The organism is Methylomonas sp. MK1, assembly GCF_000365425.1.
GTDB lineage: Bacteria > Pseudomonadota > Gammaproteobacteria > Methylococcales > Methylomonadaceae > Methylomonas.
The window spans coordinates 223,271-242,479 of the sequence record NZ_AQOV01000002.1; the positions used below are offsets into that span (position 1 = coordinate 223,271).

General features: G+C 52.1%; 17 protein-coding genes. 13 read left to right on the plus strand and 4 right to left on the minus strand.

All coding sequences use genetic code 11. The features are described 5' to 3' along the window. Positions 1-2: 2 nt before the first annotated feature. Both G006_RS0117895 and dcd read right to left on the minus strand, forming a co-directional pair. On the minus strand, positions 3-3,260 hold the full coding sequence (locus G006_RS0117895; protein ID WP_020484598.1) for a glycoside hydrolase family 15 protein: 3,258 nt from the start codon (positions 3,258-3,260) through the stop codon (positions 3-5). Further along, complete coding sequence (dcd, locus tag G006_RS0117900; RefSeq protein ID WP_020484599.1) at positions 3,261-3,827, minus strand: dCTP deaminase; 567 nt, start codon at positions 3,825-3,827, stop codon at positions 3,261-3,263. Positions 3,828-4,126: 299 nt separating this feature from the next. On the opposite strand from dcd, the gene G006_RS0117905 reads away from it, so the two are divergent. The 8 genes from G006_RS0117905 (at position 4,127) to G006_RS0117945 (ending at position 9,952) form a co-directional block, all read left to right on the plus strand. After that, positions 4,127-4,723 (plus strand): TetR/AcrR family transcriptional regulator, encoded by a 597-nt coding sequence (locus G006_RS0117905; protein WP_020484600.1) that lies wholly within the window; start codon positions 4,127-4,129, stop codon positions 4,721-4,723. Between the two features lie 55 nt (positions 4,724-4,778). After that, positions 4,779-5,288 (plus strand): hypothetical protein, encoded by a 510-nt coding sequence (locus G006_RS27220; protein ID WP_020484601.1) that lies wholly within the window; start codon positions 4,779-4,781, stop codon positions 5,286-5,288. Between the two features lie 81 nt (positions 5,289-5,369). Continuing rightward, positions 5,370-5,600, plus strand: coding sequence for an addiction module protein (locus G006_RS0117915; protein ID WP_020484602.1), 231 nt, complete (start codon positions 5,370-5,372; stop codon positions 5,598-5,600). Next, entirely contained in the window at positions 5,600-5,896 is a 297-nt protein-coding gene (locus G006_RS0117920) for a type II toxin-antitoxin system RelE/ParE family toxin (RefSeq protein WP_020484603.1), read from the plus strand. Before G006_RS0117915 ends, G006_RS0117920 begins: the two co-directional genes overlap by 1 nt. Before the next feature lie 92 nt (positions 5,897-5,988). Continuing rightward, a complete protein-coding gene (locus G006_RS0117925) occupies positions 5,989-6,261 on the plus strand; it encodes a DUF4242 domain-containing protein (protein WP_020484604.1) in 273 nt (90 codons plus the stop codon). Between the two features lie 135 nt (positions 6,262-6,396). Further along, complete coding sequence (locus tag G006_RS0117930) at positions 6,397-7,707, plus strand: selenium-binding protein SBP56-related protein (protein ID WP_020484605.1); 1,311 nt, start codon at positions 6,397-6,399, stop codon at positions 7,705-7,707. Positions 7,708-7,840: 133 nt separating this feature from the next. Next, a complete protein-coding gene (locus G006_RS28920; RefSeq protein WP_020484606.1) occupies positions 7,841-8,017 on the plus strand; it encodes a hypothetical protein in 177 nt (58 codons plus the stop codon). A 510-nt stretch (positions 8,018-8,527) separates the two neighbouring features. Further along, complete coding sequence (locus G006_RS0117945; RefSeq protein ID WP_020484608.1) at positions 8,528-9,952, plus strand: hypothetical protein; 1,425 nt, start codon at positions 8,528-8,530, stop codon at positions 9,950-9,952. Positions 9,953-10,049: 97 nt separating this feature from the next. On the opposite strand, the gene G006_RS28675 is transcribed toward G006_RS0117945, so the two are convergent. Then, entirely contained in the window at positions 10,050-10,313 is a 264-nt protein-coding gene (locus G006_RS28675) for a hypothetical protein (protein ID WP_020484609.1), read from the minus strand. Between the two features lie 125 nt (positions 10,314-10,438). Between G006_RS28675 and G006_RS25885 the strand changes: the two genes are divergently transcribed. The 3 genes from G006_RS25885 to phoR all read left to right on the plus strand — a co-directional run bounded on the left by G006_RS25885 (position 10,439) and on the right by phoR (position 14,373). Then, positions 10,439-12,310 (plus strand): cytochrome c peroxidase, encoded by a 1,872-nt coding sequence (locus tag G006_RS25885; RefSeq protein WP_020484610.1) that lies wholly within the window; start codon positions 10,439-10,441, stop codon positions 12,308-12,310. Between the two features lie 89 nt (positions 12,311-12,399). Then, positions 12,400-13,092, plus strand: a complete 693-nt coding sequence (gene phoB, locus G006_RS0117960; RefSeq protein WP_020484611.1) for a phosphate regulon transcriptional regulator PhoB — start codon at positions 12,400-12,402, stop codon at positions 13,090-13,092. Positions 13,093-13,098: 6 nt separating this feature from the next. Then, positions 13,099-14,373, plus strand: a complete 1,275-nt coding sequence (gene phoR / locus G006_RS0117965; protein WP_020484612.1) for a phosphate regulon sensor histidine kinase PhoR — start codon at positions 13,099-13,101, stop codon at positions 14,371-14,373. Between the two features lie 18 nt (positions 14,374-14,391). Here the strand turns inward: phoR and G006_RS27225 are convergent, their stop codons facing one another. Further along, a complete protein-coding gene (locus G006_RS27225) occupies positions 14,392-16,533 on the minus strand; it encodes a sensor domain-containing diguanylate cyclase (protein WP_020484613.1) in 2,142 nt (713 codons plus the stop codon). Between the two features lie 163 nt (positions 16,534-16,696). Here G006_RS27225 and G006_RS0117975 point away from each other — a divergent pair, with 163 nt between their 5' ends. Beyond that, positions 16,697-18,103, plus strand: coding sequence for a cytochrome ubiquinol oxidase subunit I (locus G006_RS0117975; protein ID WP_020484614.1), 1,407 nt, complete (start codon positions 16,697-16,699; stop codon positions 18,101-18,103). Further along, a complete protein-coding gene (gene cydB, locus G006_RS25895; RefSeq protein WP_020484615.1) occupies positions 18,093-19,184 on the plus strand; it encodes a cytochrome d ubiquinol oxidase subunit II in 1,092 nt (363 codons plus the stop codon). Before G006_RS0117975 ends, cydB begins: the two co-directional genes overlap by 11 nt. Positions 19,185-19,209: the final 25 nt, after the last annotated feature.

A 19,209-nucleotide genomic window follows, 5' to 3' on the forward strand; every position in this document is an offset into this window, starting at 1 on the left:
CCTCATGAGGTTGGGGTGGCGTTATTGAGCAAGTGGATCAAAGCATCGAGTATCGCGTTGGCCAGCGCATGCGGCGGCAGCTGGTAAAACGCTTGCCAAGCCAGCGATACGCATTCTTCGTAATGATCGCGGTATTGCGGATGCTGCTGTAGCCAGCTGATTCTGACCGCATGGCCGATCAAAATATCCGTGACCAAGGTGTCGTCAATGTATAGATCCGGATAATCGCGGACGATGGATGCCAGTGCGCGTAAGGCTTCGACGCTCAATTGCCGGTAAACCGGCGCTTGAATTTTATTCAGAATATGGTTGATATGCAGCCTGAAGCTTTGTTCGCCGGCGGTCATTTGCGCCAGCATGATCTCGCTGTCGATCCGGCGTTTGCTATTGTATTTTTCACCAACCATCAGGCCTTTACAATGATGCAGCAAGTCCCAGACCCCGGCGAAGAAGGCTTCGTTCTCACGGCCGACGCTGCCTTGCTGTTCGCGCCAAGCATACCAATCGTCGGCGTCGCCGCGGTCTTTCGGGTTCATCGATTCAGGGAAACGCGCTGCGGTTAAATCGCGATGCGGACCTTCGCAGTGCAGGGTTTCGACTTGGCCGAGCTGGTTTTCACTGTTGTTGTAATCTTCCAGGGTCTCTTGCAATAAGTCCGCGACTTGATGTGGCGGCAGGGACAAAATATCGCTAAACGCCTGATCCAGCGAGCTGCTGCTCAGACGTTTTTGTCGGGCGATAATCAATTGCAGAATGTGGCCGACCCGGATCGTGTGCATGTCGGCGAACAGTTCCGGCTTTAACTTGATCAGCATGCCCAGGTAGATAATCAATTCCTGCACGATGATCTGCTGGCTGCTGTCGTTGGGATTAAAGGTGCGGATGGTGTCCAGGATTTGCCAGGAGTCGGTCGGACGGCGCAAGGTGGCCTTGCCGCTGTAGGCGCGGCCCACGGTCAAGCCATGCTGGCGCACCAGAATCTCGGTGGCGGCTTGCTCCAGGTTAATATCGTATTTGCCCAGTAAGCTGGCGCAGCGACGTACCACATTCCAGGCGTGGCGGTCGCCGGCTCGGACATAGACTTCTTCCAAAAAGTCGCGCACCCGTCCCGGCTGGTTATCATCGTTGCGTAAGCCGGTGTCGTAATCAAGCCCGTGACGTTGGCAGAGTAAGGTGAGGGCTTCCAACTGGGCATAGAGGTTGGGGTTATTGCGCAACTGTTCCACTAGTTGGTTGTCGTCACCGATTTCCCACTCGGTCAATACGAAGCTATCCAGTGCTTGCGAGGCTTGGTTGTTGTGGGCCAGCAAATTGGCGAAAGGGCGTTCGACTTCTTCCCAACTGGCTTCCGAGAAACTAAAACCGTGCAGGTTGCCGATTTTTTCGTGGCTGGCGGTTTGGACAAAATCGGTTAATAGCCCGAGCTTAACCGGCGTGCCTTGCACATTGCCCTGGCTGAGTTGTTCGATAAAGCCCAGCAACACTTGCCGGTCTTCATTGCCGAGCATGTTGTGCTTGATATTGATGACCAATAGAGGCTGCGCGGGGTTGTCCCAGTGGCGGATGATGTAGGCCAGTTCGGTACGCAACCGTTGAATCAGCAACTGGTTGTCCATCGCAATGTAGAATCCTTTTTGGTTCATAAATTGCGGTAAAAACAATAAAGGTTCGCCTGCAAGCACGTAAAGCTTGGAGGTGGCTAGCGTGCGTAGTTGCCTTAAGGGCCGACCAGTGAGTCCAATACGGTCGTTGCGGCCCACTTGGGTGTAAGCGGCGGCTAATTCGCTGGCGTCTCGCACTTGGATCGGCGCGATTTCAGTTAAAGTTTGCGACGGAATACCGCGCTCGCGCAATTCGGCCTGGACTTGTTCATCTTCCGCCAGCAAGGCGATCTGCAAAGTAGAGTTGGGGTATAAGCGGGTGGATTTGTAGCGCCCCAGCGGATCGATGTCGTCCACGCTGATCAAGCCGTCTTGCAATAATCCGCCCAGGATATACAGACTCTGCGCCCAGACCAGCGGCACGTTTTCGTTGGGGACGCGAGTTTGGCTATGCGGATGGCGCTTTTCGGCGCTGATGGCGCTTTCCGGCACGATGTAAAGTTCGGGCAACAGCCATTGGCCGTTTTGTTCCACCAGCAGGTCTTCCAGGCGGCGGCGATAATCGCCAACCCCTTCAGTATCGCCGGCAAACAGCTTATTCAGTAATAAGTAGCAGAAAAACAGCGGCCATTCGCATTCGATGTCCATGAACTGTTTTAATTCGTGCGGTTCGTAATGCAAGCGTTGATGGTCTTCGATGACCGTTTGATGGCCGTCCAACAAGAAGCGTTTGCAGCCGTAGCGGCCTTGCAGTTTGTCGATTATCAAGCCTTCGGTGCGTTCGCGTAGCGCTTTATTGTCTACCGCGAAGGCCGGAAAGCCGGTAACGCTGAGCACCGCCGAATCGACTTCCTTAGAAATGGATTCGCGCGGCAGCAGAGCTTCCAAGGTGATGCGGGTGCGGGCGATGTCGTCGCTGATCACGTGGATGATCGCAGTTTGCCCTCCGTCCTTGCCGAACAAATTGCAGCCTGACATGGCTTCCAGCGCGGCCTTGGCCATGCCTATCGAGCTGGCATTCAATTCCGCCAGACCGTGATTCATTTTATTGCCGCGTTCCCAGATGCCATAGTCTGGCGTGCGATAAGCCCGGCTGACGTAATGCACCAGGTTTTGCACGAAATTGACTTCGTCGATGCTGAACACAATCCGCAAGCCCGAGGCGGTCATTTGCGCCAGCATCAGCAAGAATAAGGAGGTCGCGTCCAGTTGCAAATGGCCCCATTCGCTGTCGCCCACCACCACTTCACCGCTAGTGGTTTTGTATTTGGCATGCAGCGCGTCCAGCGGGTCCTGGCTGTGCTTGAATTTTTCGACCTTTGCCGCTTGCCGCATCATCGCCGTCAACAGACCGCGCATCAGTTTGACGACGCTTTGTTCCAGTAGATAGGTGCGTTCCTGTTGCCCCCCCACTTTACGGTATGCCAGCCCCAGGCCCCAGGCTGCCAAGATGCTATAGACATTGTCCCGCACCCAGGCGTCGGTGTAATTGCCGTGGGTGGTGACGGCGGTGCTGGCCGGTAACAGGCCACTTATCCAATCCTGGCGTTTCAGGATAATGTCTTGAACTTGCTGATAATACTGGTCGAGCGTCTCGGTTTGACTGGTCGGCATCATGTATTTAATGGATTGTGAGGTGGCGTTTAAATAATCGGGCACTCAAGCCTTGGGCAAGGTAACTCCGGTTTGGCCTTGGTATTTGCCGCCGCGATCCTTGTAAGAGGTTTCGCAGACTTCATCGCCGCCGAAAAACAGCATCTGGGCGACGCCTTCGTTGGCGTAGATTTTTGCGGGCAGTGGGGTGGTGTTGGAAAACTCCAGCGTCACATGACCTTCCCACTCCGGTTCCAGCGGCGTGACATTGACGATAATGCCGCAGCGAGCGTAGGTCGATTTACCCAGACAGATGACGAGCACATCGCGCGGAATCCGGAAAAACTCCACGGTACGCGCCAGCGCAAACGAGTTGGGCGGAATAATGCAGACATCGGATTTCACATCCACAAAGCTGCCTTCGTCAAAGTCTTTGGGATCGACGATGGTGGAATTGATGTTGGTGAAGATTTTAAATTCGTTGGAGCAGCGTACGTCGTAACCGTAGCTGGAGGTGCCGTAAGAAATGATGCGGCCTTGCGCGGATTCACGGACTTGCCCGGCCTGAAACGGCTCTATCATGCCGTGTTGCTCGGCCATGCGGCGAATCCATTTGTCTGATTTTATGCTCATGTTGCTGGTTGGGTAGGGAAAAATAACAGAGCGTTCAAAATAGCATATTAGGGCGGAAAAATCGCTAGTTGCCTTGCTGAAAGGGGCTAATTTGTTGAGGTCTGGCGCTTGCTTGTTTTCGGTTACAGGGCGATAAACAATCTCAGGTAGGTCTCGTTGCCGTGAATGCGTTTACCTAACAAGTTTAAATTGTCAGGGAATGCTGCCGCGCACCCTGACCTACAAAGAACAGGCGGTTATTTTGTAAATAAGAAAAAACTTATTTACAAAATAAGACGACCGGTCGCATAATGCGGCCCATGGCGAAATTGGCACCCAAACAGCTCAAAAAAGACAAGCTCCTGGAGCAGGGCGTCAGCTTACTGCTGGAAAAAGGCTATCACGCCACCGGCTTGAAAGAGATCCTGGATACCGTGCAAATTCCCAAGGGCTCGTTTTACGCTTATTTTGAAAGTAAGGAACGCTTCGCGGCGGAAGCAATTCATCATTACATCGAGCCGTTCATTCAACGGCTGTCGGGATATTTGCAAAACCCGGAAACGGACGGCTTGGCGGCTTTGAAGGCTTACTACTTGGGATTGATAGCCGAGGTGGCGCAAACCGGTTTCAAGGGCGGTTGTCTGCTGGGCAATTTAATGGGCGAGATCGGCGACACCAGTCCCTTATGCCGCGATGCCTTATTGGATGCCGTCGGCAGGTATAGTGCGTTACAGCAAGCGGCGTTGGAACGCGGCCAAAAGCAAGGTTCCGTAAGACTGGATCGCTCGGCGAAAAGTATGGCGGATTTGATGTTGAACGGTTGGCAGGGGGCGCTATTGCGGATGAAGGTCGAACAATCAGTGGAGCCTTTGCAGGCGGTTTGTCGGGATTTGTTGGATGATTATTTTAGAGCGTGAATCGATACGGTTTTCTGCAAACTGTCATGAACGATATTGCTTTTGGAGGAGTTTTTTGAAAATCCTATTTATCCTGATTCCATTGTGTTTTTGTTTAGGGGGATGTTCCGAGCAATCTGAAACAACCTCCTCAAATAAGTCAGAACGGCCTGCTGTTGAACTTGTTGAAAAGCCAGAAGCGGTGGTAGCCGTTGTTTCAGAGAACCCAGTAGAGCCTCCCAAAAAGTCGGAAGCGATTCCTACAGAACTCGCGGTCGATAATGCGGAAGCATTGATTTTCGAGCTTCCCGAAATCAAAGCGTGGTCGGACTATATCGATCAAAAATCGCAAGGTAAGGTGCATGCGGCAATATTAACCACTGCTAAAGAGCCACAAGACATAGATGGAAAGCAATATTGGCCGGTTGATTTTTTTGAGAGTCAAGACACTCATATGCATCGTTGGGAGTCGTTTTGGGTGCGTATTGATGGAAAGGAAATATTGGTAGATGATTTGGCTGACGGTCCGATTAGCTTGCAGAACTGGCGAGATCAAAAGAAGCCGTTGGAACGAATAAAGTCTTAAAGAACCTTAGACATGCTAGACGCCGGAAGCGCAACTTTTAAAGAGGTAACAACTTTGGACATTCCACCGGAGCAACGAATTATGAACAACGACCCTAAACGCATCATTGACGCCGCGATGCAATTGGAACCAGCAATTCGCGCCTTCATTGCTGAAACGCTATTGGAATCCTTGGATTTTGAGGAAGACTTTCCCGTTTCGGCTGCATGGCAGGAAGAAATTCAGCGCCGTTGTGCTGCCATTGATAACGGAACGGCTCGACTCGTCGATCACGAATCAGCGATGGCTCAATTGCGCGCAAGCCTTGCCTAATGCTGGTTATTTGGAATGATGAGGCATTGACCGAAGCGAATGCAGCTACCTTGTATTATCGGGAAAAACAAGCGGAGTTGGGGCAGCGTTTTGTCGATGCTGTTGAGGACGCGGCAGCAAAAATCGCTCACCGACCATTGCTATATCGCAAATTAGCGGGCGATGTTCGCAAATGCAAACTACCTCACTTCCCTTTCGGCATTGTTTACAGCGTTCGAGAGGATGCGATATACATCATCGCCGTGATGCATATGCGACAAGAACCGGGTTATTGGAAGCATCGGATTAAAGCGTAAATCAGACATGACAAACAAATAACCGCTGCCCACCCGGCAGCATTTTTTAACGCCGGCAAATTAGACGACCGGTCATTTATTAGGAGATCATCATGCCCAAGTACATCATCGAACGCGACATTCCCGGCGCCGGCCAGCTGACGCAGGCCGAGTTGCAAGGCATTTCCCAAAAATCCTGCGGCGTGTTGCGCGACATGGGGCCGCGTATCCAATGGCTGCACAGCTATGTCACCGGCGACAAGGTGTATTGCATTTATATCGCCGAGAACGAACAAGCGATTCGCGAACACGCCGAGCATGGTGGTTTTCCGGCCAATCGCATTGAACAAATTACCACCATCATTGACCCGACCACGGGCGATTGATGATGACTTATGGTTCCCACGCTCCGGCGTTGGAACCGAGCCAGGGACGCTCCAGCGTCCCGAACCGCAGGAGCGGTTCAACATACATTCCCGCGCTGAAGCGTGGGTACAATAACAACAAGGGGAGAGAACACCATGACATTTAAACTAAGCACCTTTACCGCCGCGCTAATGCTCGGCACCGCCAGCTTGTCCGCCAGCGCCGACGAAACCTGCGCCTCGCCGTATATGGCGAAAATCACCGGCCAGGAGGATTTCGTGTACATCTGGACCTTGGGCGCGGAAGGCATTGGCGACGAGCAGGACAAGCTGGTCACCGTCGACGTCAATCCCAAGTCGGCCAAGTACGGCAAGGTGATCGGCAGCCTGTCGGTCGGCGGCCGCAACGAAGCTCACCATTCCGACTTTACCGACGACCGTAAATTTCTGTGGGCCGGCGGTCTGGATACCAACAAGATTTTCATCTTCGACGTGTCTACCGACCCGGCCAAACCCAAGCTCAGCAAAACCATCACCGATTTCGTGGCCAAGAGCGGCGGCGTAGTCGGCCCGCACAGCTTGTACGCCTTGCCGGGCCGGATGATCATCACCGGCTTGTCAAATAACAAAGATCACGGCGGCCGCACCGCGATTGTGGAATACAGCAACGCCGGCGACTACATCGCCACCTACTGGCTGCCGACCGACAGCAACTTAGAAGGCGCGATCAAATCCGGTAAATACGCCGACGGCTATAACTACGACGTGCGGGTATTGCCGCGTAAAAACTTGATGCTGACCTCGTCGTTTACCGGCTGGTCGAATTACATGATGGACTTCGGCAAAATGCTGGCCGACCCGGAAGCGATGAAACGCTTCGGCAACACCGTGGTGCAATGGGACCTACACAGCCGCCAGCCGAAAAAAGTCTTCGACGTACCGGGTGCGCCATTAGAAATTCGTTGCGCCTGGGCGGAAGAGCATAACTACTGCTTCACCAGCACCGCGTTGACTTCCAAAATCTGGTTGATTCATCAAGATGATAAGGGCGAATGGCAAGCCAAGGATGTCGCGGACATCGGCGAACCGGCCAAAATCCCGCTGCCGGTAGATATTTCCATCTCCAGCGACGATAAAACCTTGTGGGTCAACACCTTTATGGACGGCAAGACCCGCCGCTTCGACATCAGCGACCCTTTCCACCCCAAACAAGTGTTCGAGCAAAAAATCGGCGCCCAGGTCAATATGGTGTCTTCCAGCTGGGACGGCAAACGCCTGTATTACACCTCGTCGCTGCTGGCGAACTGGGATAAGAAAGGCGCGGACAACGAGCAATTCTTCAAAGCCTATAGCTGGGATGGCAGCAAGTTGACCGAGCAGTTCTCGATTGATTTCAATAAAGAGAAGCTGGGTAGGGCGCATCAAATGCGGTTTGGGGCGTATGCTTTATATGGCAAAGCGCCGTAAGTTAGTTGTAATGCATTTCAGTTGAAAATGACCGTGGCCTTTATGACGATTTGTTTATAAAGGCCATGAGGTATGCAGTATTATCTGAAGATGCGAATAGGAATGTAATGGTCGTGTGCCGTGGAGACTAGTCATGAATGCTCAACCTCAGTTTATTACCGATGCGAATGGCGAAAAAACGGCAGTCATTCTGCCAATAGCCGACTATCAAGAACTCATGGAAGACTTGGCTGATTTAGCCGCAATTGCTGAACGAAAAGACGAACCCAGCATTCCATTTGAGACGGCGTTGTCAGAAATAGGTTTATGACGGCCTATGCCGTTGAGATCAAGCGGAGCGCGCAAAAGGAGTTGTTGCAATTGCTTAAGGCGGTTGCTGAAAAGGTTGTGACGTAAATTAGATGCAGTCTGGGGTAAAGGTCATTATTAATTTGGTGTCGCTATCGCGACTGGTGTTTTAAAGTCGGGTCTCGGCCCGACGGCCGAGATACTTTCTTTTGCTCCGCCAAAAGAAAGTATCCAAAGAAAAGGCGGCCCGGATGCCGCTTTGATCCTGCGCTCCGAAGCTTTTATCGAGGGTCGGCAGAAGGGACTTCCCAGCCCCTCCGCCGACGCACCGCATCCCTGCGGCGCCCCTTCGGGCTGATCTCGATAAAAGCCCCGGTGCTCGGCGCGGCATACGGGAGAAACCCCGCGCTAAATCCGCAGCTTATTATTTACGAAGTTTTGTAGGGTGCATTAGCGGTAGCGTAATGCGCCGAATGATTAGTGCCAAAATACTCAATGCACCTTACGTCTTTTAAATTATGAGTTTAGGAAAATGCAATTAGCCAAACTACGTATTGAGCCTTCACACTTGGCTATAGCTGCTCTTTGTCTCTGGTTTTTTTCGCTCTTTTTTCCAGGGTTTAAATATGGATTTGGAGGAGAGACTCTAAATGGTATTTATATATTGTTACTCGGGATACCGTTTGGTTGGATGAGTAACGGATGGGCCGTTTATGCAAACGTATTCTTTATTTCAGTATTCTTTAAAGTAATCAGTGAAAAAAAACCGGTCTGGTCGGTTTTATTTATGGTTGGATTCGCAGCTACTTTGCCCCTCTGTAATGAAATACTTGTCAACGAAAATGGGGGAATGTCACCGATTACTGCCTGGGGGTGGGGCGCTATTATCTGGATTGAAGCTCTAATTCTGATGGCTTGCGCCGCATTCGTACAAATAGGGCTTCTAGGTGCTCGGGGTTTGTGGTTGTCGGGTATTTTAATGATTGCCGTATTTTTAGGCGTCTACCAGTTGCATTTGCGCCAATTGCGAGAAGCTAATGAGCAGGAAAAAACGCTGTTTCTAAGTGGAAAAATGGCGTTCATGACGCTCGATCCTTGTGGAATTGAAGTGACTTGGCCCGAACGACAAATGATCCAGTCTAATGCCACGCTTGGCGTATACATGGATGCCCAACTGACTGAACCAAAAAAAGGCATGCCTCATTTATATCTTCCTATGCCTGACAATTACATTGAAATACAGGATGACCGCGAATGGATGGTTTATGGGCAATATAAGGGTTATGGTATTCGTGTACTTCGAGCCAAACAGAATAACTATCCAGTATTGGAAGCCAAAGCAAATCAAGGTGGTGCGGTTATTCGATTGATCGGTGAAAAAAAAGAAGTATTGTTTGAACAGCTGTTAAGAATTAAGTCTCTGGGAGATCGTAGTTATTATTGCCCATTAGATAGTCAATATGAGAAGAATTATCCACAGGGAAAGTTGGCGGACGGGGTTGATTCCGCGTTAAAAATAGTTTTAGGTTTTAACGGCTCACCAAAACAAATGGAGAAAAAATCGGCAATATCGGATGAGCTAGCAGAGGAACACTGCGGCTTTCACATGATACGCCTTAAAGATGGAAAACTTCATGGTGTTATGGACAGACGTAATGTAATCATCGATTTTTCATGGATTGAAGATTACACGGAGTTTTGCTCGGATCATTACGTTGCGCTGGTTCAAGTTAACGAGGGGACCAAGAATGATCATTCATTAGGTGGTAGCATGTTTTTATTTGATCGGAACACACTACGCCCAATTGTAAGGTTTACAAGCAATTCCAGAAAAGGCTCTGATAAATATAGTTTTTTAAACCCGAACAAACTTCAATCTGTGCGTATCAGTCAGTCTTCAATGCTGGTGCAAACAGAAATCGGTCAACTAATAGCTGAAAATGCTGAGTTTTTTTAAGTTTTCACTTCGGTCGGTAGGGCCGTAGATGTGCTGAACAACGTTAAGCGCATCGTTCGCGATAGTTAATTTTGATATTCCGGGATGGTTTTATCCCCTATGCCGCGCCGAGCACCGGAGCTTTTGGATGGAATAGCCCGTAGGGGCGATGCATGGATGCATCGCGTTGCCGAAGGGGCAGGAAGCCCCTTTCGGCGACCCCGTTCAAAAGCGAGGAGCGCAGGAAATAAGCGGCATCCGGGTCGCCTTTTCTTTGGATACTTTCTTTTGGCGACGCAAAAGAAAGTATCTCGGCTGTCGGGCCGAGACCCGACATTAAATCAAGCCGTCGCGTCAGCGGCACCAAATGAGTAAACACCATCCATGAAACACCCTTATCGCCAGAGTTTACATTGTCTGCACCCCGACGCCCGAGCGTCCGCCGCAGCATTCCCACGCTGGAGCGTGGGAACGATAGGGCTCCTATGCTTCCTCTTTAACCTGGTGATGCCAATAAGCCAAGCGCAGGAAACTAAACCCTTAGCCCCCGGCTACACCGCCCTACCTTTCGAACCGGCAAAACCCGGCACCTACACCCTGCCGATTATCAATCCAGCCGCCAACGGCGAAGTCCTAACCACCAACAACCAGCCCAAAAAACTCCACGACTTGATGGGCGACAAAATCATAATACTCAGCTTCATCTACGCCGCTTGCAGCGACGTCAACGGCTGCCCGTTGGCAACCCAGGTGTTGCAAAAAATCAGCCGGCAATTGCAAAAACAGCCGGAGTTGGCTGACAAACTCAGATTATTAACGCTGAGCTTCAACCCCACGCAAGACACGCCGGAAATGATGCGCCATTACGGCGAGGGCTTTAAAACCGGGGATTTTGATTGGCAGTTTCTGACTACGCGCGACGAGGCCGCTTTGCAGCCGATCCTCGACGGTTACCAACAAAACGTGCAAAAAGTCTACGACGACAAAGGCCAGTTCACTGGTACGTTTTCGCATTTGCTGCGGGTGTATTTGATCGATAAAGACAAGAACGTCCGTAACATTTATAGCGTGGATTTTCTGCATGCCGACACCCTGATCAACGATGTAAAAACCTTGCTGGCCGACGCCAAACCGCAAGCCGCGCCGCTACCGGCACAGGCTGAAATGTTGTTTCAGCCCGGCGACAATAAGCAAAACTACCAACAAGCCGATTACCAAACTCGCTCCTTAGCGCTGGCCCAGCGTCTGGGTCAGCCGACTAATTTGCTGGTGTTTGCGCAAAAGCCGTTGCTGGGGTTGCCGAAATTGCCAGTGCCTGAAGACAATCCGCTCACGCCATCCAAAATCGCGCTGGGCCGTAAGCTGTTCTTCGACCGGCGGTTATCGTTGAACAATACCTTTTCCTGCGCGATCTGCCATATCCCGGAGCAGGGTTTTAGTAACAACGAAATGACCACCGCGGTGGGGATTGAGGGGCGTAGCGTCCGGCGCAACAGTCCGTCCTTATATAACGTCGGTTATGCGCAATTGTTGTTTCATGATGGCCGAGAGAACAGTCTGGAGCAGCAAGCCTGGGGGCCGCTGCTGGCGCATAATGAAATGGCGAACCCGTCCATCGGCTATGTAGTGGATAAGCTAAAAACCAGCGCCGATTATCGCGGGCTGTTCGAAAAAGCCTTCAACAAAGGGCCGACGATGGAAACCATCGGTCAGGCTTTGGCTAGTTATCAGCGCACTTTGAATGCGGCCGATTCGCCGTTCGACCGTTGGTATTTCGGCAAACAAAAAGACGCACTGAGCGAGACGGCCCAGCGCGGCTTTGCCTTATTCACCGGCAAAGCCGGTTGCAGTGCTTGCCATAGCATCGGTGAAAAATCCGCCTTATTTACCGATCAAAAGCGCCATAACACTGGTATCGGCTATACCGAGTCCATGCAAAAAGTCCCGGAAAAGCAAAGAGTGCAAGTCGCGCCCGGCTTGTTTGTGGAGGTAAATAGCGACAATCTGAAAGGTCTGAATGCTGATAAACCGGGCGATCTGGGCTATTACGAGATCAGTCAAAATCCCGCCGACCGCTGGGCTTACAAAACCCCGTCGCTGCGTAATGTCGCGCTCAGTGCGCCCTACATGCATAACGGTTCCTTGCCGACTTTGGCAGAGGTGGTGAAGTTTTACAATCAAGGCGGCGCGGCCAACGAAAATTTATCGCCCTTGCTCAAACCGCTGGGATTGTCCGCGCAGGAAAGCGCCGACCTGGTAGTGTTTTTGGAAGCGCTGAGCGGCGGTAACGTCGGCGCCTTGATTTCCGATGCTTTTGCCGCGCCGGTCGGCGATAACGGAACGGCGGGGCAGCCGCCGAGCGCCGGCAAAGGTCGATAGCCGCCGGGTTGGCCGGTTTTCTGTCACAAAATGGTAATATGACGCTGCTAACTTAACAGGATCATTGGACCTTTAGACTAAACATGCTTATGTCGAACTTGAAAATCCTGGTCGTGGAAGACGAAGAAGCTATCAGGGAGATGCTGGTCATGGTGTTGGAGCAGGCCAACCTGACTGTGATCGCCGTTGGTAGCGCCGAGCAGGCAAGGGAGAGTCTGGCCGATAACATGGTGGATCTAATTATCCTGGACTGGATGCTGCCGGGCATTAGCGGTGTTGAACTGGCTCGACGCCTGAAAAACGAGCCGGGCTACAAGGAATTGCCTATCATTTTGCTCACCGCGCGCGGCGAGGAAGAAGACAAGATTCGCGGTTTGGAAATTGGTGCCGACGATTATGTGACCAAGCCTTTTTCGCCGAAAGAACTCATCGCCCGGATCAAGGCTGTGATGCGCCGCAGCGGTAAGCTGTCGGAATCCGGCCTGCTCAGCGTAGGCGACCTGACCCTGGACGCCGAGCAACACAAGCTGACTATCGCCGGCCGCAGTCTGGAAGTCAGTCCTACCGAGTTTAGATTGATGCAGTTTTTTATGACCAATCCCGATAAGGTTTACAGCCGCACCCATTTGCTGGATCAGGTCTGGGGCCGTAGCGTGTACATCGAGGAACGAACTGTGGATGTGCATATTCGCCGCCTGCGCAAAATCCTGGCCGAATACGGCCGCGAGGAACTGATCCAGACCGTACGCGGATTCGGTTACCGCTTTTCGATGGCAGACTGATTATTCATGCAGCGTTGGCAGCGGGAAATAAATATTGCGATTGCTTTACTGATACCGGCTTTGGTGCTGAGTTTTTTTGTCGGGCATTTCAGTCATTTTTTGTTGGCGATTACGCTATTTCTGTATATCAGGCAGACCATCAGCATCAACAAGCTGGAACGTTGGCTCAGTCAGGGCGGAATCGGCGAACGGCCCGATTTTAAAGGCATCTGGGGCGACATCTACTATCACCTGTATAAAATCCGTAAAAGTCAGAAACGCCGCAAGAAAAAGCTCGGCAAGATGCTGGAGAGTTTTCGAAAATCCACCAGCGCCTTACCCGATGCGATTGTGGTGTTGGGCGCGTATGGCGAGATCGAGTGGAGCAATAAGGTTGCCCACGATTTTTTGGGGCTGAAACGATCCGATAATGGCCAACGGATTCCTAATCTGGTGCGGCATCCGCTGTTTATTCAGTATCTAAAAGATCAGGATTACCAAAACAAGATCTGCATTCCATCGCCGATCAACGAAAACATGATTTTGCAAATCGGTATCTTCCCTTACGGGGCCGGATTGCGCCTGCTGATGGCTCAGGATGTTACCCATTTGAAGAATATCGAACGGATGCGCACCGACTTTGTGGCCAATGTGTCGCACGAGTTACGCACGCCGATTACCGTGTTGCGCGGTTATCTCGAGACCTTGCAGGAACTTGACGACGGAACGGGTCCTTACACGCGCTCGTTTCAAAACATGGCGGCGCAAACCGAACGCATGCAAGCATTGATAGACGATTTGCTGCTACTGGCGCGCCTGGAAAGCAAAACTAAAAAATTCGAATGCGTCAATGTTCCGGAGTTGCTGGGGCAGGTTTGCCGGGAAAGCGATCTGCTGGAACGGGACGAGCGCCGGGTCGAGCTGGTTTTGGATAGCCGAGCCAATGTACGTGGCGATATGGAGGAATTGCGCAGCGCCTTCAGCAATCTGTTGGTCAATGCCATGAAATATTCGCAGCCTAGCTCGCCGGTTAAAGTGAGTTGGCGGGCTAAGCCCGACGGCAGCGTTTATTTTGAGGTGGAAGACTTTGGTGACGGGATCTCTAGTGTGGATATTCCCAGGATTACCGAACGCTTTTACCGCGCGGAAATTAAACGCAATCAAAAAATCCCCGGCACCGGTTTGGGCTTGGCCATCGTCAAACATGTGTTGGTCAGGCATGATGCCAAGCTGGACATTGAAAGCCAACTGGGCAAAGGCAGTAAATTCCGTTGCGTGTTTCCGCGGCAGCGCGTGTGTTGAGGCGTGGCTGAATCGCGGTTAAAACGTGGCCGGCGGATTGGCGAATCGGTAAGTTTGCGAGGCGGATTTTTTGGCGGCATCCATGGCCGCTTGCTTCAGCGCTTCGGTATTGTCGGCATCATAAGGGCAGATGGCGATCCCGATACGGCAATTGAGTTGGGCTGTGTCGTGTTCCAGCGCAAACGGTTCGGCGAGTTTTTCGATAATTATTTTAGCGATGCGCTCCACGCTGTCGATTTTTTCCAGTTCGGTGAGGATAATCGCAAATTCCGCACCATCCATTCGTGCTACCAAATCGGTTTCGCGGACATTAGCCAGCACCCGTTGCGCGGCTTCCTGCAAAATGCTGTCGCCTTGCGCATAACCGAAGCGCTCGTTAATGTCTTTGAAGTGCTCGATGTCTACCACCAGCAAGGCCAAAAACCAGCCACCGCGCTGAGCTTTTTTTATGTCTTGCTCCAGTCTGTCGTAAAACAGGCGGCGGTTACCAATACCCGTGAGCGGATCTAAATTAACCTGTTTCCACAGTTGTTCTTCTCCGAGCTTACGTTGGGTAATGTCGAAAAACAGGCCGATGCGCTTTAGCGGGATACCGTTGCCGTCGAAAATGGTGTTGATGTTGAGCTGCTCGACATAGAGTTCGCCGTTTTTACGTCTATTCCAGATTTCGCCCTGCCACTTCCCTTTGGTATTGATAGTTTGCCACATGGCTTGAAAAAAACTATCGTCATGCCGGCCAGAGCTCAGAATCCGGGCGTTCTTGCCGATTATGTCGTCGGCGGAATAACCGGTAATGCGGCTGAATGCCGGGTTAATCGAGACGATAGTGGCATCCGCTTCGGTGATCATCATCGCTTCGCTGCAATTTTGGTAAAACAACATGCCCAATTGCCGATCTTCTTCAGCCAATTTGTATGCAGTGATGTCTTGCAGAATACCGGTCATACGCGGGCTATTGCCGAGTTGGTGGCAACCGGAGCCGCGAATCCAGCGGATTGCGCCGTCGATGCGGCGAATGCGGCATTCGAAATCCCAATTGCTGTGCGTGGTGCGAGCAAGCTGGAAGCCGGCATTGACCATGTCGCGATGCTCCGGTGCCACATGGCCGAGAAAAGTATGATAGGTCCAATGCGGCAGCAGATGGCTGTAGCCGAAGATTTGGTCGTGTATGTCTGTGCGTTGCACCGAATAATCTTGTAAGTCCAGGTCCCAGGCGCCGGTATCGATGGTTTCCAATGCAAAACTCAAGCGGGCTTCACTTTGTTGCAAGGCCTGGTTGATTTGTTGTTGATGGAATAAAGTCAGGGCTAGCGGTATGCCGACGCTAGCGAGGATGAATAGGTAAAACCAGATGTTTAGCAGGCCGCTTTGCAGGTGTGTGGTGGCGAATGCGCCCAACTGATGCTGCAAACCCCACAGGGATTGAATGGCGGTCATTGTCACCAAAAGCAACACGCCGTGACGGCCGAATCTGACCGCCGCCCAAACCACAAACAGGAAGGCCCAATAGGTTTCGCCGTAAGCGCTCAGCAGGTTGGGAAACCAGCTTAAAAACACCGCTTGGCCGCTCAAAAAACTCGTTGCTATGAAGGCCAGCGTTTCCAAAACGCGTTTGGGGGCAAACCAGTCTTTCGGCCAGTGTCGCCAGATCAGAATCAAGGGCGTGACCAAGGCGATTCCGAATACATCGGCCATCCACCAGTGCAGCATACTGGGCAGCAGGGCGTCGGCAGGCAGATACTTGCTTAAAAACAACGTCATGGGGCCGATCAGTGCGCTAAAGCAGGCGGCGATGATGCCTGTCAACGTCAGCCAGGCAAAATCCCGAGGATGCCGCAACGATAACGAAAAGCTTGGGTTGCCGAGCAGCAGCCAGGCGCCAAGCCAGGATTCCAGGATATTGCCGGTAGCGATGCTGGCGGAGATTAGCCAGGAGTCGCCGACCAGCATGCCGGCAAGAAACGCGCCGATGAACACGCCCGGCCAATAGCGCTTACCGCCCAACAGAAAGGTGGCCATCCCCAGGCCGGCTGGAAACCAAACCAGCGTGACATTGCCGTTGTCGGAAAAAAAAGCCAATACCAGTTTGGCCAACATGGCGTAGAGCAGGGCGATACCGACTATTTTTAGTCCAACGATAATGCGCGGAGTAAAGCCCATGAGGTTTTGGAATGTGTGCTTGTAAGTTGAAAAGTGTATATCAGTAGTCGGTATTCTCCAGTTTTTCACTCTGGTTTTAATGCGAATCGGTCGAGAAAATCGCAGACAAGCAAGCGGATAACTCTATAATTGCCCGCATTTTGAGCTTGACCGAGGAGTGGGGATGATTTCCGAAACGGTTGTTGAGTTATCGCGGGCGCAGTTTGCGCTGCATGCGGTGCAATATTTTCTATGCGTACCGTTGACGCTGGGTTTGTCGCTATTGTTGGCGGGCATGGAATCCTGGTTTGTTATAAGCGGGCAGGGCGTTTACCAGCGGTTGACGCAATATTGGGGCAAGCTGTTTGCCATCGGTTTTGGCTTGAATATGGCTGCTTCGCTGGCGATGGCCTGTCAATTCGGGGCCAACTGGTCATATTTTTCGCATTATGTCGGCGACGTGTTTGCCATACCCTTGTTACTGGGTTTTGCCGGTTTATTTTTAGCCGCCAACGGGCTGGGTTGGTTTTCATTCGGCTGGCAGCGCTTGGGCAAGTGGTCGCATCTTGTGGTGACTTGGTTAATCGCTATCGGCTGCCACTTGAGTTTGTTTGGCTTTCTGATTGCCAGCGGCTGGATGCAAAATCCGGTGGGTGCGGAATTAAATCCGCAAACGCTGCGGCTGGAGTTGCTCGATTTATCGCTGGTACTGGGCAATCCGCTGGCTTGGGCGAAAATTGTGCATAGTCTGCTGGCCAGTTATGTGGTGACCGCCGGCTTTATGTTGGCTATCAGCGCTTACTATTTACTCAAGCAGCGCCAAATCGAACTGGCGCAACGTTCTTATCGCATCGCCGCGGCTTTTGGTTTGGTGACTGTGATTGCCACCATGGCGATAGGCGATGTCAGCATTTATGGCGCGGGTGCGATGCAGCATAACAAGCTGGCGGCCACTAACGGTCTGCCCAATGATGCGACTCTGGAGCAAAATCGCCAGCGCATCAGCAATGGCGTAAAAGCTTATGCTCTGCTGCAAGAATTGCGCGACGACAAAAAGGAGCCGGAATTGCTGGCGGCATTTGCCGCCGCCAAAGTCGATTTGGGCCATGCCTTATTGCTGAAGCGCTGGCGGGAGAGCGTGACCGACGCCAACCCGGCGCAGATAGAATTAGCCGTGCGCGCCAGCGTGCCGGCTACCGCGCCATTGTATTGGGGATATAGATTGATGATTGCAGCAGGTGTATTGCTGGCACTGCTGTTTTTAGCGGCGAATGCCTCTAGCATTCTCGGTTGGCGCCATGTCTGGTTATTTAAAACCAGTCTTTATGCCTTACCGTTGCCTTGGCTGGCGAGTGCCAGCGGCTGGTTTATCTCGGAGTTCGGCCGGCAGCCCTGGTTGGTTGCCGATATGCTGCCCACCTGGCAAGGTGTGTCCACGCTGACTGTCGCCGATCTAGCAGTCAGCCTAGCGTCTTACGGTTTGGCATATACCGGGCTGCTGGCGTTGGCTGTGATGTTAACTTTAAAATTTATCGAGCAGGGCAGTGTAGAAGTGTTGCCGTTTAACCAGGAGCCAAGTCATGTTGCTTGATTATGAAATGCTGCGCTTGGTCTGTTGGGGCGTGTTGGGCTTGTTTGTCGTGGGTTTTGTGCTGAGCAGCGGTATCGAGATCGGCGTCAGCATGTTGTTACCGTTTTTGAATGCCTCCGAAGCGCAGCGCGCCGAGCTGGTTGCCAGATTGGCGCCAACCAGCGCCGGCAATCAGGTCTGGCTATTGGCAACCATCGGTGTGTTGTTTGCCGGCTGGCCAACAGTGTATGCGGCGACGTTTGCCAGTTTTCAGCCTTTGCTGTTGTTGACGGTGTTATCGCTGTTCGTGCGGCCTTTGGGTTGGTATTTCAGAGCGAGTGTGACTCGCGAAGACTGGCTAAAAAAATGGGATAAAGCTCTGTTTATCAGTGGCTTGCTGCCGGCGGCGCTGTTGGGGGTGATGGCCGGTAATCTGTTGAAAGGCGTACCGTTTCATTTGGCTAGCGATATGCACATTGCTTTTCTGGGCAGTTTTTCCGGGCTGTTCAGTCCGTTTGCCTCGCTGGTCGGTGCTACCTGCGTGGCATTATTGACGATGCATGGCGCGATTTACCTGCAAACGCATAGCCAAGACGCGCTTTATCAGCGCAGTAAAGCCTTGGCGATGTCCGGCGGCCTGGCTTTTTTGGTGTTGTTTGCGCTGGCGGGCGGCTGGATTACCCATCTGGAAGGCTATCATGTCACTACCGACATTATGCCTAGTGGCGTTTCCAATCCCTTGACTAAATTCGTGAAGCGCGGCGACGGCTTGTGGTTGGACAATTACGAACACGAACCGGCCTTATGGGCGTTGCCTACTTTGGCCTTTGTTTGCGGGATAGCCGCCCTGGTGCTGACGCGTCTGGATAGGGCATATTGGGCGCTGCTGGCCAGCGCGGTGACGGTGGTGATGGTGATTTTGACCATGGGTGTGTCCCTGTTTCCGTTTTTGGCACCGTCCAATATATCGTTAAACAGTTCGCTGACTATTTGGGACGCCAGCGCCAGTCAAGTGACGTTGAACTCGCTGCTGTGGGTGACTGGAGTACTGCTGCCGCTTATGGCTATTGCGACGCGCGGCCTATATAAAATGTTACCTTGAGCCCATCAATGTTCATTTGGGAAGG